Source organism: Pseudomonas sp. GW456-L12, assembly GCF_059424045.1.
This window is the reverse complement of record NZ_JBWKZA010000001.1, coordinates 444,263-458,782: the sequence shown is the minus strand read 5'-3', so window position 1 is coordinate 458,782 and position 14,520 is coordinate 444,263. Positions and strand designations below refer to the sequence as shown.

The 14,520-nt window shown below is 59.4% G+C and carries 12 protein-coding genes; 11 read left to right on the top strand and 1 reads right to left on the bottom strand.

Annotation, left to right across the window (positions count from 1 at the left end; genetic code table 11):
• Positions 1 to 166 precede the first annotated feature (166 nt).
• The 8 genes from AC07Y9_RS02315 (at position 167) to AC07Y9_RS02280 (ending at position 11,065) form a co-directional block, all read left to right on the top strand.
• Entirely contained in the window at positions 167 to 2,998 is a 2,832-nt protein-coding gene (locus AC07Y9_RS02315) for a 2-oxoglutarate dehydrogenase E1 component (protein WP_007931503.1), read from the top strand.
• Positions 2,999 to 3,040: 42 nt separating this feature from the next.
• The gene (gene odhB / locus AC07Y9_RS02310; protein ID WP_102678443.1) at positions 3,041 to 4,258 is read left to right on the top strand and encodes a 2-oxoglutarate dehydrogenase complex dihydrolipoyllysine-residue succinyltransferase; all 1,218 of its coding nucleotides are present in this window, start codon (positions 3,041 to 3,043) and stop codon (positions 4,256 to 4,258) included.
• Positions 4,259 to 4,370: 112 nt separating this feature from the next.
• Positions 4,371 to 5,807 carry a dihydrolipoyl dehydrogenase gene (lpdA, locus tag AC07Y9_RS02305; RefSeq protein WP_007931507.1) on the top strand — a complete coding sequence of 479 codons (1,437 nt, stop codon included), beginning with the start codon at positions 4,371 to 4,373 and terminating at the stop codon, positions 5,805 to 5,807.
• A 224-nt stretch (positions 5,808 to 6,031) separates the two neighbouring features.
• Positions 6,032 to 7,198 (top strand): ADP-forming succinate--CoA ligase subunit beta, encoded by a 1,167-nt coding sequence (gene sucC / locus AC07Y9_RS02300; protein WP_007931510.1) that lies wholly within the window; start codon positions 6,032 to 6,034, stop codon positions 7,196 to 7,198.
• Positions 7,198 to 8,079: a succinate--CoA ligase subunit alpha gene (gene sucD / locus AC07Y9_RS02295; protein WP_007931513.1), complete on the top strand. Its 882-nt coding sequence runs from the start codon at positions 7,198 to 7,200 to the stop codon at positions 8,077 to 8,079. Before sucC ends, sucD begins: the two co-directional genes overlap by 1 nt.
• A gap of 359 nt (positions 8,080 to 8,438) precedes the next feature.
• Positions 8,439 to 9,752 (top strand): branched-chain amino acid transport system II carrier protein, encoded by a 1,314-nt coding sequence (gene brnQ / locus AC07Y9_RS02290; protein WP_007931515.1) that lies wholly within the window; start codon positions 8,439 to 8,441, stop codon positions 9,750 to 9,752.
• 174 nt (positions 9,753 to 9,926) lie between these two features.
• Positions 9,927 to 10,664 carry a DUF599 domain-containing protein gene (locus AC07Y9_RS02285; RefSeq protein WP_007931525.1) on the top strand — a complete coding sequence of 246 codons (738 nt, stop codon included), beginning with the start codon at positions 9,927 to 9,929 and terminating at the stop codon, positions 10,662 to 10,664.
• Positions 10,664 to 11,065 carry an MAPEG family protein gene (locus tag AC07Y9_RS02280; protein WP_087088815.1) on the top strand — a complete coding sequence of 134 codons (402 nt, stop codon included), beginning with the start codon at positions 10,664 to 10,666 and terminating at the stop codon, positions 11,063 to 11,065. Before AC07Y9_RS02285 ends, AC07Y9_RS02280 begins: the two co-directional genes overlap by 1 nt.
• 64 nt (positions 11,066 to 11,129) lie before the next feature.
• Here AC07Y9_RS02280 and AC07Y9_RS02275 read toward each other — a convergent pair whose 3' ends face one another.
• Positions 11,130 to 11,381: a hypothetical protein gene (locus AC07Y9_RS02275; RefSeq protein ID WP_007931529.1), complete on the bottom strand. Its 252-nt coding sequence runs from the start codon at positions 11,379 to 11,381 to the stop codon at positions 11,130 to 11,132.
• A 158-nt stretch (positions 11,382 to 11,539) separates the two neighbouring features.
• Between AC07Y9_RS02275 and AC07Y9_RS02270 the strand changes: the two genes are divergently transcribed.
• The 3 genes from AC07Y9_RS02270 (at position 11,540) to htpG (ending at position 14,458) form a co-directional block, all read left to right on the top strand.
• The gene (locus tag AC07Y9_RS02270; protein ID WP_102678442.1) at positions 11,540 to 12,016 is read left to right on the top strand and encodes a PaaI family thioesterase; all 477 of its coding nucleotides are present in this window, start codon (positions 11,540 to 11,542) and stop codon (positions 12,014 to 12,016) included.
• On the top strand, positions 12,013 to 12,465 hold the full coding sequence (locus AC07Y9_RS02265; RefSeq protein WP_102678441.1) for a PaaI family thioesterase: 453 nt from the start codon (positions 12,013 to 12,015) through the stop codon (positions 12,463 to 12,465). The genes AC07Y9_RS02270 and AC07Y9_RS02265 overlap by 4 nt, the downstream gene beginning before the upstream one ends.
• A gap of 88 nt (positions 12,466 to 12,553) precedes the next feature.
• Positions 12,554 to 14,458 carry a molecular chaperone HtpG gene (gene htpG, locus AC07Y9_RS02260; protein ID WP_102678496.1) on the top strand — a complete coding sequence of 635 codons (1,905 nt, stop codon included), beginning with the start codon at positions 12,554 to 12,556 and terminating at the stop codon, positions 14,456 to 14,458.
• Positions 14,459 to 14,520: the final 62 nt, after the last annotated feature.

The window sequence follows — 14,520 nt, the reverse complement described above, 5'->3', positions numbered from 1 at the left end:
GTTGCCGCTCGTATTTTGAAGAAATGAGACAAGCAGGGGCATCCGGGCTGGTACCCGGACTATCAGCGTGATCCTAAGTGGCTTGTTTTGGTCGCTGCACTCGGACTTTTGCAAGTTTGCTCGGTGTCTTCGCCGGTGGTGTTCCCCTAACCGAGGGTGACCAAGCATGCAAGAAAGCGTGATGCAGCGCATGTGGAACAGCGCCTACCTATCCGGTAGTAACGCTGCCTATGTGGAAGAGCTCTACGAGCTCTACCTGCACGACCCTAACGCTGTGCCAGAAGAGTGGCGCACTTACTTCCAGAAGTTGCCTACCGACGGCAGCACTGCCATCGATGTTTCGCACTCGACAATCCGCGATCATTTCGTGTTGCTGGCAAAGAACCAGCGCCGCGCCCAGCCGGTATCCGCCGGTAGCGTGAGCAGCGAGCACGAGAAGAAGCAAGTTGAAGTGCTGCGATTGATCCAGGCCTACCGTATGCGTGGCCACCAGGCAGCCCAGCTGGACCCGCTGGGGCTGTGGCAGCGTCCTGCACCTGCAGACCTGTCAATCAATCATTACGGCTTGACCAATGCCGATCTTGATACGACCTTCCGTGCCGGCGACCTGTTCATCGGCAAAGAGGAAGCGAGCCTACGCGAAATTCACGAAGCGTTGCAGCAGACATATTGCCGCACCATCGGCGCTGAATTTACGCACATCACCGATTCCGAGCAGCGCCAGTGGTTCCAGCAGCGTCTGGAAAGCGTACGCGGCCGTCCGACCTATTCCACGGATATCAAGGGTCATCTGCTCGAGCGCGTCACCGCAGCTGAAGGCCTCGAAAAATACCTGGGCACCAAGTACCCGGGCACCAAGCGTTTCGGCCTGGAAGGCGGCGAAAGCCTGATCCCGATGCTCGACGAGCTGATCCAGCGTTCCGGTTCCTACGGGACCAAGGAAGTCGTGATCGGCATGGCCCACCGTGGTCGCCTCAACGTCCTGGTCAACACCTTCGGCAAGAACCCGCGCGAGCTGTTCGACGAGTTCGAAGGCAAGAAGAAGGTCGAACTGGGCTCCGGTGACGTGAAATACCACCAGGGCTTCTCGTCCAACGTGATGACCACCGGCGGTGAAGTTCACCTGGCCATGGCTTTCAACCCGTCCCACCTGGAGATCGTTTCGCCAGTGGTCGAGGGTTCGGTGCGCGCCCGTCAGGATCGCCGCAACGACCAGACCGGTGACAAGGTTCTGCCAATCTCGATCCACGGTGACGCTGCTTTCGCAGGCCAGGGCGTGGTGATGGAAACCTTCCAGATGTCGCAGACCCGCGGTTTCAAGACCGGCGGCACCGTGCACATCGTGATCAACAACCAGGTCGGTTTCACCATCAGCAACCCGCTGGACTCGCGTTCCACCGAGTACGCCACCGACGTCGCGAAAATGATCCAGGCGCCGATCCTCCATGTGAATGGTGACGATCCGGAAGCCGTACTGTTCGTGACCCAGCTGGCCATCGACTACCGCATGCAGTACAAGCGCGATGTGGTGATCGACCTGGTCTGCTACCGTCGTCGCGGCCACAACGAAGCGGACGAACCAAGCGGTACCCAGCCTCTGATGTACCAGCAGATCGCCAAGCAGCGCACCACCCGTGAGCTGTATGCCGATCGTCTGGTCCAGGCAAGCGTGCTCGACGCCGAGCGTGTTCAGGCGAAAGTCGACGAATACCGCAACGCGCTGGACAACGGCCTGCACGTCGTGAAGAGCCTGGTCAAAGAGCCGAACAAAGAGCTGTTCGTGGACTGGCGTCCATATCTGGGCCACGCCTGGACTGCACGTCACGACACCACCTTCGATCTGAAGACCCTTCAGGAACTGTCCGCCAAGCTGCTGGAGCTGCCGGAAGGCTTCGTGGTCCAGCGCCAGGTCGCGAAGATCTACGAAGACCGTCAGAAGATGCAAGCCGGCGGCCTGCCGATCAACTGGGGTTATGCCGAAACCATGGCATACGCGACCCTGGCGTTCGAAGGTCACCCGATTCGCATGACCGGCCAGGACATCGGCCGCGGTACGTTCTCGCACCGTCATGCGGTCCTGCACAACCAGAAAGACGCCAGCACCTACATTCCGCTGCAGCACCTGTACGACGGCCAGCCACGTTTCGATCTGTACGATTCGTTCCTGTCCGAAGAAGCCGTACTGGCGTTCGAATACGGTTACTCGACCACCACGCCAAACGCGCTGGTGATCTGGGAAGCCCAGTTCGGCGACTTCGCCAACGGTGCCCAGGTGGTGATCGACCAGTTCATCACCAGTGGCGAGCACAAGTGGGGCCGTCTCTGCGGTCTGACCATGCTGCTGCCGCACGGTTATGAAGGTCAGGGTCCGGAGCACTCTTCGGCTCGCCTGGAGCGTTACCTGCAGCTGTGCGCCGAGCACAACATCCAGGTCTGCATGCCGACCACCCCGGCCCAGATCTACCACCTGCTGCGTCGTCAGGTGATTCGCCCGCTGCGCAAGCCGCTGGTGGTCCTGACTCCGAAGTCGCTGCTGCGTCACAAACTGGCCATCTCGACCCTGGAAGATCTGGCGGAAGGTTCGTTCCAGACCGTTATTCCGGAAATCGATGCCCAGGATCCAAAAGACGTGAATCGTCTGATTCTGTGCAGCGGCAAGGTCTACTACGACCTGCTGGAAAAACGCCGTGCCGAAGGCCGCGACGACATCGCCGTCGTGCGTATCGAGCAGCTGTACCCATTCCCTGAGGACGACTTGAACGAAGTCCTGGCTCCGTACACCAACCTCAAGCATGTCGTTTGGTGTCAGGAAGAGCCGATGAACCAGGGTGCCTGGTACTGCAGCCAGCACCACATGCGCCGCATCGTTGGCAATCACGACAAGTCGCTCGTACTCGAGTACGCGGGCCGTGAAGCCTCTGCTGCACCTGCATGCGGTTACGCGTCGATGCACGCCGAGCAGCAGGAAAAACTGCTGCAAGATGCTTTCACTGTTTAACGCCTTCGCGCACCTGAAACCGAATTTAAGGAACCACAGATAATGGCTATCGAGATCAAAGCCCCCACTTTCCCGGAATCGGTTGCCGATGGCACCGTTGCCACCTGGCACAAAAAACCGGGCGACGCCGTCAAGCGCGACGAGCTGATCGTCGACATCGAAACCGACAAGGTCGTGCTGGAAGTTCTGGCCACCGCTGACGGCGTGCTGGGCGCTATCGTCAAGAACGAAGGCGACACCGTTCTGTCCGACGAAGTCCTGGGCTCCATCGCTGAAGGCGCTGCCGCTGCTGCTCCAGCCGCTGCCGCACCGGCTGCCGCCCAGGCCGCAGCGCCTGCCGCCGAAGGCGAAGACGATCCAATCGCTGCTCCTGCCGCGCGCAAGCTGGCTGAAGAGAACGGCATCAACATCGCTTCCGTTGCCGGTACCGGCAAAGGCGGTCGTGTGACCAAGGAAGACGTGGTTGCCGCCGTTGCCGCCAAGAAAGCCGCTCCGGCCGCCGCGCCTGCCAAGGCCGCTGCTCCTGCCGCCGCTGCTCCGGTATTCGCTGCTGGCGACCGCGTCGAGAAGCGTGTTCCGATGACCCGCCTGCGTGCCAAGGTTGCCGAGCGTCTGGTCGAAGCCCAGTCGAACATGGCGATGCTGACCACTTTCAACGAAGTCGACATGACCGAAGTCATGGCCCTGCGTTCGAAGTACAAGGATCTGTTCGAGAAGTCCCACAACGGCGTACGCCTTGGCTTCATGTCGTTCTTCGTCAAGGCTGCTACCGAAGCGCTGAAGCGTTTCCCTGCGGTCAACGCCTCGATCGACGGCTCCGACATCGTTTACCACGGTTACGCCGACATCGGTGTTGCCGTGTCCAGCGACCGCGGCCTGGTGGTTCCGGTTCTGCGTAACGCCGAACTGATGAGCCTGGCTGAAATCGAAGGCGGCATCGCCACCTTCGGCAAGAAAGCCCGTGACGGCAAACTGTCGATGGAAGAGATGACCGGCGGTACTTTCACCATCACCAACGGTGGTACTTTCGGTTCGATGATGTCGACTCCGATCGTCAACCCGCCACAAGCGGCGATCCTGGGCATGCACAACATTCTGCAGCGCCCTATGGCGATCAACGGTCAGGTGGTTATCCGTCCGATGATGTACCTGGCTCTGTCCTACGATCACCGTTTGATCGACGGTAAAGAAGCAGTGACCTTCCTGGTTACCATCAAGAACCTGCTGGAAGACCCGGCTCGTCTGCTGCTGGATATCTGATTTCGTAGCATGGACCGATCAGCGATGATCGGCCTTTCGCCGAAACGAACAGCTTCGTCCCACGACGGCCTCCACAAGAGGCCGTCCGGTTTGATTCGAGAAGGAATGACACATGACTCAGAAATTCGACGTGGTAGTGATTGGCGCAGGCCCTGGCGGCTATGTAGCTGCCATTAAAGCTGCGCAACTCGGCCTCACGACTGCCTGCATCGAGAAATATACCGACAAGGAGGGCAAGCTGGCCCTCGGTGGTACTTGCCTGAACGTCGGCTGCATCCCTTCCAAGGCGCTGCTGGACAGCTCCTGGAAATTCCACGAAGCCCAAGACGGTTTCGCGATCCACGGTATCAGCCACGCTGGCGTGTCCATGGACGTGCCTGCGATGGTCGGCCGCAAGGCCAATATCGTGAAAAACCTGACCAGCGGTGTTGCCACCCTGTTCAAGGCCAACGGCGTGACCTCCATCCAGGGCCACGGCAAACTGCTGGCCGGCAAGAAAGTCGAAGTCACCAAGCCTGACGGCTCGGTGGAAGTGATCGAAGCCGAGAACGTCATCCTGGCGCCGGGCTCCCGTCCAATCGACATTCCACCGGCTCCGGTCGATCAGAAAGTGATCGTCGACTCCACCGGCGCCCTGGAATTCCAATCCGTACCAAAACGCCTGGGCGTGATCGGCGCTGGCGTGATCGGCCTGGAACTGGGTTCGGTATGGTCCCGTCTGGGCGCTGAAGTGACCGTCCTGGAAGCCCTGGACACCTTCCTGATGGCTGCCGACACCGCCGTCTCCAAGGAAGCGCTGAAAACCCTGACCAAACAGGGCCTGGACATCAAGCTGGGCGCTCGCGTCACCGGCTCCAAGGTCAACGGCGAAGAAGTGGTCGTGACCTACACCGATGCCAACGGCGAACAGAACATCACTTTCGACAAGCTGATCGTAGCCGTTGGTCGCCGTCCAGTGACCACTGATCTGCTGGCTGCCGATTGCGGCGTGACCCTCGACGAGCGCGGTTTCGTGCACGTTGACGATCACTGCGCTACCACCGTACCGGGCGTTTACGCGATCGGCGACGTGGTTCGCGGCATGATGCTGGCTCACAAGGCCTCGGAAGAGGGCATCATGGTCGTCGAGCGCATCAAGGGCCACAAGGCTCAGATGAACTATGACCTGATCCCTTCGGTTATTTATACTCACCCGGAAATCGCGTGGGTCGGCAAGACCGAGCAGGCCTTGAAAGCTGAAGGCGTTGAAGTTAACGTCGGCACCTTCCCGTTCGCAGCCAGCGGCCGTGCCATGGCAGCCAACGACACCGGCGGTTTCGTAAAGGTCATCGCTGATGCCAAGACTGACCGTGTACTGGGCGTTCACGTGATCGGCCCAAGCGCGGCAGAACTGGTTCAGCAAGGTGCGATCGGCATGGAGTTCGGCACCAGCGCCGAAGACCTGGGCATGATGGTTTTCTCCCATCCGACCCTGTCCGAAGCCCTGCACGAAGCAGCACTGGCAGTGAATGGCGGCGCCATCCACATCGCCAACCGCAAAAAGCGTTAAGACAATAAGAAACCACGGCGGATTGCCCGTCGTGAGCCTTGCGAGCAAGACTCACCGCGGAACGTCCGCTGGACTCGACCTCACGGGAATCTTCATGCGCTGTGCCGCAGCCCAGGCTGCGGATGCGGGGCAGGGGAGTCCGGTGAGGAGCGGTCACAGGTGGCGCGGCACTCATCAAGAGCGCAGCGCCGAATGCGCAGTACCTAACGAAGACGGTAAAAAGCATGAATCTTCACGAGTATCAGGGTAAGCAGCTGTTCGCTGAATACGGCCTGCCAGTATCCAAAGGCTACGCGGTAGACACCCCGGAAGAAGCAGCAGAAGCTTGCGACAAGATCGGCGGCTCCGAGTGGGTTGTCAAAGCCCAGGTTCACGCCGGTGGTCGCGGTAAAGCGGGCGGCGTAAAGCTGGTTCGCAGCAAAGAAGACGCTAAAGCATTCGCTCAACAGTGGTTGGGCAAGCGTCTGGTGACTTACCAGACTGACGCCAATGGTCAGCCAGTCACCAAGATCCTGGTTGAATCGTGCACTGATATCGCTAAAGAGCTGTACCTGGGCGCTGTCGTCGACCGTTCGAGCCGTCGCATCGTGTTCATGGCTTCCACCGAAGGTGGCGTGGACATCGAGAAAATCGCTCACGACACCCCTGAGAAAATCCTCAAGGCTACTATCGATCCACTGGTTGGCGCTCAGCCATTCCAGGGTCGCGAGCTGGCTTTCCAGCTGGGCCTGGAAGGCAAGCAAGTCACTCAGTTCGCCAAGATCTTCGTCGGCCTGGCCAAACTGTTCCAGGACCACGATCTGGCACTGCTGGAAGTGAACCCGCTGGTGATCAAGGCTGATGGCGATCTGCACTGCCTGGACGCGAAGATCAACATCGACGCCAACGCCATGTACCGTCAGCCTAAGCTGAAGACTTTCCACGATCCGTCCCAGGACGATCCGCGCGAAGCACACGCTGCCAAGTTCGAACTGAACTACGTAGCGCTGGAAGGCAACATCGGCTGCATGGTCAACGGTGCCGGCCTGGCCATGGGTACCATGGACATCGTCAACCTGCACGGCGGCAAGCCAGCCAACTTCCTCGACGTAGGTGGTGGTGCTACCAAAGAGCGCGTGACCGAAGCCTTCAAGATCATCCTGTCCGACACCAACGTCGCTGCAGTACTGGTCAACATCTTCGGCGGCATCGTTCGTTGCGACATGATTGCCGAAGGCATCATCGGTGCAGTGAAAGAAGTCGGCGTGAAAATCCCGGTTGTTGTTCGCCTTGAAGGCAACAACGCTGAACTGGGCGCTAAAGTACTGGCAGAAAGCGGCTTGAACATCATCGCTGCTACCAGCCTGACCGACGCTGCTCAACAAGTTGTCAAAGCTGCGGAGGGCAAATAATGAGCGTCCTGATCAATAAAGACACCAAAGTTATCTGCCAGGGTATTACCGGTTCGCAAGGTAGTTTCCACACCCAGCAAGCCATCGAATACGGCACCAAGATGGTTGGCGGCGTAACTCCGGGCAAAGGCGGCACCGAGCACCTGGGCCTGCCTGTCTTCAACACCGTGAAAGACGCTGTAGCTGCCACTGGCGCCACCGCCAGCGTGATCTACGTTCCAGCTCCTTTCTGCAAGGACTCCATCCTGGAAGCGGCTTTCGGCGGCATCAAGCTGATCGTCTGCATCACCGAAGGCATTCCTACCCTGGACATGCTGGACGCTAAAGTTAAGTGCGACGAGCTGGGTGTTACCCTGATCGGCCCTAACTGCCCAGGCGTGATCACTCCAGGCGAATGCAAGATCGGCATCATGCCAGGTCACATTCACTTGCCAGGCAAGGTCGGTATCGTTTCCCGTTCCGGCACCCTGACTTACGAAGCCGTGAAGCAGACCACTGACGCCGGTTTCGGTCAGTCCACCTGCGTCGGCATCGGTGGTGACCCGATCCCAGGCTCCAACTTCATCGACATCCTGAAGCTGTTCCAGGAAGACCCGAAGACCGAAGCGATCGTGATGATCGGTGAGATCGGCGGTTCGGCTGAAGAAGAAGCGGCTGCCTACATCAAGGCTAACGTGACCAAGCCGGTTGTTTCCTACATCGCTGGTGTGACTGCTCCTCCGGGCAAGCGCATGGGCCATGCTGGCGCAATCATCTCTGGCGGCAAAGGCACTGCAGACGAGAAATTCGCTGCTCTGCAAGACGCAGGCGTGAAAACCGTGCGTTCGCTGGCAGACATCGGCAAGGCCCTGGCCGAGCTGACTGGCTGGGCTGTCAAGTAAGCCTCGCGCTTAGCTGACGCTCCACCAACAAAGGCCACCTTCGGGTGGCCTTTGTTCGTTAAGAGCAATTGCAAAGCCTCAAGCCACAAGCTGCAAGAGAAGCTTGTCGCTTGAAACTTGTACCTTGCAGCTGCTTTTAATACGTAAACGCGACACGCAAATGTCGCTGATCGGACAGTTCGCCCTCTAACAGTGCGTTTGTCTTACAAATTCGGTAGTCTAGCCGCCTCTTTTGCGTCTGCGTCCCACAAGGAAGCCGCGCGCTAAACGGGTCAGTCCTATACGGACCGACAGCATTTCCCTCACCCATAAGGGAAATCCCTCTCTAAATTCCGATTCAGTAGTGTGGTATTTCCTTAATGAAAGTGTTGAAAGGCCAGGACATTCTGGCACTGGGTTTTATGACCTTTGCCCTGTTCGTTGGGGCCGGCAATATCATCTTCCCGCCTATCGTCGGCTTGCAGTCCGGACCTAACGTCTGGATCGCGGCGCTGGGCTTTCTGATCACCGCTGTGGGGCTTCCGGTGGTGACTGTCATTGCGCTGGCCAAGGTCGGTGGGGCGATGGACGCGCTGAGCAGCCCGATCGGCAAGATCGCCGGCGGCCTGCTGGCAGCGGTCTGCTACCTGGCGGTCGGCCCGTTGTTCGCGACGCCGCGTACCGCGACCGTGTCCTTCGAAGTAGGCCTGGCGCCCCTGACCGGCGAAAGCCCGCTGGCGCTGTTCCTCTATAGCTCGGTGTATTTCCTGCTGGTGTTTTTCATCTCCCTCTACCCGGGACGCCTGCTGGATACCGTTGGGCGTTTCCTCGCGCCGCTGAAGATCATCGCCCTGGCCGTACTGGGCATCGCCGCGTTCGCCTTGCCGGCCGGTGATATCGGTGTTGCGACGCCCGAATACGTCGCGGCGCCGTTCTCCCAGGGCTTCATCAATGGTTACCTGACCATGGATACCCTGGGCGCGCTGGTGTTCGGTATCGTCATCGTCAACGCCATCCGTTCCCGCGGTGTCGAGTCGCCACGCCTGATCACCCGTTACGCGATCATCGCCGGGCTGATTGCCGGTATCGGCCTGGCGCTGGTGTATGTCAGCCTGTTCCGCCTGGGTTCGGGCAGCCATGAAGTCGCGGCCGGTGCCACCAATGGCGCGGCGGTGCTGCACGCTTATGTGCAACACACCTTCGGTTCCCTGGGCAGCGGCTTCCTCGCCGTGCTGATTTCCCTGGCCTGCCTGGTGACCGCGGTCGGTTTGACCTGCGCTTGCGCGGAGTACTTCAGCCGCGTACTGCCGCTGTCGTACAAGACCCTGGTGATCATCCTGGCGGCGTTCTCGCTGCTGGTGTCCAATCTGGGCCTGACCAAGCTGATCGCCTTCTCCATCCCGGTGCTGACCGCGATCTACCCACCGTGCATCGCCCTGGTGGCCCTGAGCTTCTGCAAGGACTTCTGGCATGAGCAAGGCCGCATCGTCGGTCCGGTGATGCTGGTGTCCTTCCTGTTCGGCCTGATCGACGCCCTCAAGGGCGCCGGCCTGGCGGACTGGATGCCAACCCAGTTGATGCACCTGCCGCTGAGCGAGCAGGGCTTGGCGTGGTTGGTGCCTTCGGTCATGACCTTGGTGGTCGCGGTAGCCTGCGACCGCCTGCTGGGCAAGCGCAGCGAAGCGCTGGCCTAAACCGCTATCTGTCGGGGCCTGTCACAAGCGGGCACCGAGTAGCCATGAAAATGCCCCGTATCCCGCGATACGGGGCATTTTTTATGGGCGGCCAATGGTGTCTTTTTTCCTCGATCAACGTCGAAGCAGTGCCAGTTGTATCCGCACTCTGCCAACGCCTATCCGGGAACCTGCATGTCGTTCGTCGAAGCCAACCTGATCCATCTCATCGCCGCCCTCTGGTTTGTCATCTGCTGGGGCGGCTACACCCGCTACGCCACGTGGAAGGGCCGCGACACCGCGTGCCTGGCCAGCGTGCTGCACTTGTACCGGGAAGACTGGATGCGCCGCATGCTGCTGCGCGATAACCGCATTGCCGACGCCAGCGTGATCGGCAACCTGGAACGCAATGCCTCGTTCTTTGCCTCCAGCACCCTGATTATCCTCGCTGGTATCCTCACCGTGCTTGGCGCTTCCGAGCGTGCGGTGTCGCTGCTGGCCGACATTCCCATGGTGCAGCAGGCCTCCCAGGGCATGTCGGAGATCAAGCTGCTGTGCCTGGCTCTGGTGTTCGTCTACGCCTTCTTCACCTTCAGCTGGTGCATGCGCCAGTACAACTTCGCGGCCATTCTCGTGGGCTCGGCACCGATGATCGGTGAGCGGCATGTTTCCGAACAGGAGCGAAAAGCCTTTGCAATGCGGGCCGCGCGGGTGATTTCCATGGCCGCCAACCAGTTCAACTTCGGCCTGCGTTCCTATTACTTCGGCATGAGCATGCTGGCCTGGTTCGTCAGCCCCTGGCTGTTCATGCTGATGAGCGCGGGCGTGGTGCTGGTGCTGTACCGCCGGGAGTTTCATTCCGACGTGTTGGATGTGATGGTCTATACCCCTACAGAGGCGCCATTGCCCGAGGCGAACAAGGAGATAGCCTGATGAGTATTGCGTTTTGGTGTGTGTTTATCAGCGCGCTGTTGATTTACGTGGCGCGCGTACCGGTAGCCAGGGCGATGAAAGAGCAGGGCGGCTACGACAATCACCTGCCACGCCAGCAACAGACACAACTCACAGGGTTCGGCGCCCGGGCAGTGGCGGCGCACCAGAACAGTTTCGAAGCCTTCATGTTATTCGCGGTCGGGGTCCTGATGGCCCATACCACCCAGACTCAGGGCTGGCTGATCGACGGCCTGGCGATTGTCTTCGTCATTACGCGGGTTATCTATCTGCTTTGCTATTGGGCGGATCTTGCCTGGCAGCGCAGTCTGGTCTGGTTTATCGGTCTGCTCTGCTCATTGCTGCTGATGCTTAGTCCGACTTTTCGCAGCCTGTTGGCTTAGCGTTATTGCAGACAAAGTAAAGCCCGCACTAGGCGGGCTTTCTTTTTGCTGCACTAAAACCGGATTAGTTGGTTTTAGGAGCGGCTTCCTTGGCAGCTTCTTCAGCCGCTGCTTTGCTCGATTCAACCTGATCTTTGGCTGCTTCGGCGTTTTCTTTTGCAGCTTCGTTCACTTTATCCTGAGCTTCATTCATTTTCTGTTGAGCTTGCTCAGCATGTTGGTTGGCATCTTGAGCTTTGTCCTCGGATTTTTTATCGCAGGCAGCGAGACCGAGGGAAGCGGTCAGCATCAGGGCAATAGCTAAAGTCTTACGCATGGGGTGTTTCTCCTTATTGAAGATATCTTCTGGCCTTTCGAGCATGGCTCTACAGGTTAAGTTCCTTGAAAGTTAAAGATATATAAAGTGCCAGCAATATGGAACTTTTACCTGCCGCGTTAACCGAGCGGTTTTGACACCAACTAGAGAATTTCCTTATGGAGCAAAACCCTGTTTTTGAGCGTGCGACGCGATTTTTGTCGGCGTTGCGCCATTGCCAGGTATTGGCCATGAGCGTGCACAGCGCCTCAAAAGACGGCATCACCCTGATGTTGCCTTACAGCTCGCAGATAGTCGGCAACCCCGAGACCGGAGTGATCCACGGTGGTGCGCTGACCTCGTTGATGGACACCGCCTGTGGCATGGCGACCTTGTGCGTCCTGCCGGAGTTCGAGGTCTGCCCGACCCTGGACCTGCGCATCGATTACATGCACCCGGCGCAGCCAGGCAAGAGCGTGTATGGCTTTGCCCAGTGCTACCGGGTGACCACCGATGTGATTTTCACCCGTGGTTTTGCCTATCAGGACGACCCCGAGCACCCTGTTGCCCATGTGGTGGGCACCTTCATGCGCATGGGCAAGGGCATCAAGGGCAGCAAAGGTTTTGCCGGTGTCATCAAGGGTGAGCAGCCATGAGCGACGATTTCCAGACGCAAGTGCAGCATGCCCACCAGCAAGGCGATTACGCCGCGCTGCTGCAATTGATTCCCTACGCCAGGCTGATTGGCATCGAGTGTTCGCGGCAGGGCGATGAGTTGCTGTTTCGCCTGCCCGCCAACCGCGACAATATCGGTAACCCGTTGCTGCCGGCCCTGCACGGTGGGGTGATCGCCGGATTCATGGAGCTGGCCGCGGCCCTGCATCTGTTGATTGGCACCGGCTCGCCGGGTGTGCCGAAGATCATCGACTTTTCCCTCGATTACCTGCGTGCCGGGCAATTTCGCGATACCTATGCCCGATGCCAGGTCTGCCGCCAGGGACGGCGGGTGGCGAACGTGGCCATCACCGCCTGGCAGAGCAGCGCGGAGGAGCCGATTGCCACCGCCCGCGCACATTTCAAGCTCGAAGAAAGTCCAGGGCCTTGAAATCTCAGGTATAGCCCCCAACTCTGTGGACATCCCGCCGTAAGCCCTCCGGGCGCGGCTTATGCCATCTGATTGGAGTTTGATGACCATGAGTGTGGAAACTCAAAAGGAAACCCTGGGCTTCCAGACCGAGGTAAAGCAACTGCTGCACCTCATGATCCATTCGCTGTATTCCAACAAGGAAATCTTCCTTCGCGAACTGATCTCGAACGCCTCTGACGCTGTCGACAAATTGCGCTTCGAAGCCCTGTCCAAGCCTGAGTTGCTGGAAGGTGGCGCGGAGCTGAAAATCCGTGTGAGCTTCGACAAGGACGCCAAGACCGTCACCCTCGAAGACAACGGCATCGGCATGAGCCGGGACGATGTGATCACCCACCTGGGGACCATCGCCAAGTCCGGCACCGCCGATTTCATGAAAAACCTCACCGGCGACCAGAAGAAGGATTCGCACCTGATCGGTCAGTTCGGCGTGGGCTTCTATTCCGCCTTCATCGTCGCCGACAAGGTCGATGTCTTCAGCCGCCGCGCCGGCCTTGACGCCAGCGAAGGCGTGCACTGGTCCTCCAAGGGCGAAGGCGAGTTCGAAGTCGCGACCATCGACAAGGCCGACCGCGGTACCCGCATCGTCCTGCACCTGAAGTCCGGCGAAGACGAGTTCGCCGACGGCTGGCGCCTGCGCAACATCATCAAGAAGTACTCCGACCATATCGCCCTGCCGATCGAGCTGCCGAAAGAGGCCGCTGCCGCTGAGGGCGAGGAGAAGCCTGCGCAGGAATGGGAAACCGTCAACCGCGCCAGTGCGCTGTGGACCCGTCCGCGTACCGAAATCAAGGACGAGGAATACCAGGAGTTCTACAAGCACATCGCCCACGACTTCGAGAACCCGCTGAGCTGGAGCCACAACAAGGTCGAAGGCAAGCTGGAATACAGCTCGCTGTTGTACGTGCCGGCCCGTGCGCCATTCGACCTGTACCAGCGTGAAGCGCCGAAAGGCCTGAAGCTGTACGTGCAGCGCGTGTTCGTGATGGACCAGGCGGAATCCTTCCTGCCGCTGTACCTGCGCTTCATCAAGGGCGTGGTCGACTCCAACGACCTGTCGCTGAACGTGTCGCGGGAAATCCTGCAGAAAGACCCGATCATCGACTCCATGAAGTCGGCGCTGACCAAGCGCGTGCTGGACATGCTGGAAAAACTGGCGAAGAACGAGCCTGAGCAATACAAGGGCTTCTGGAAAAACTTCGGCCAGGTGATGAAGGAAGGCCCGGCCGAAGACTTCGCCAACAAGGAAAAGATCGCCGGCCTGCTGCGCTTCGCCTCCACCCAGGGCGACGACGGCGAGCAGAGTGTTTCCCTGGCCGAGTACCTGGCACGCGCCAAGGAAGGCCAGGACAAGATCTACTACCTCACCGGCGAAACCTACGAGCAGGTCAAGAACAGCCCGCACCTGGAAGTCTTCCGCAAGAAAGGCATCGAAGTGCTGCTGCTGACCGACCGCATCGACGAGTGGCTGATGAGCTACCTGAGCGACTTCGACGGCAAGGGTTTTGTCGACGTGGCGCGGGGTGACCTGGACCTGGGCAACCTGGACTCGGAAGAGGACAAGAAGGCCGCGGAAGAAGTCGCCAAGAGCAAGGAAGGCCTGGTGGAGCGGATCAAGACCGCCCTGGGCGATACCGTCAGCGAAGTGCGGGTTTCCCACCGTCTGACCGACTCCCCGGCGATCCTGGCGATCGGCGAGCAGGACCTGGGCCTGCAGATGCGCCAGATCCTCGAGGCCAGCGGGCAGAAGGTGCCGGATTCCAAGCCGATCTTCGAATTCAACCCGGCTCACCCGTTGATCGAGAAACTCGACGGCGAGCAGAGCGACGAGCGCTTCGGCGACCTGTCGCACATCCTCTTCGATCAGGCGGCCCTGGCTGCCGGCGACAGCTTGAAAGACCCGGCCGCCTATGTGCGCCGCCTGAACAAGCTGCTGGTTGAACTGTCGGTTTAACTGCGTTGTATAGAAACCCGCTTCGGCGGGTTTTTTCATTCCGGTGTTTTTGAATCAGGAGT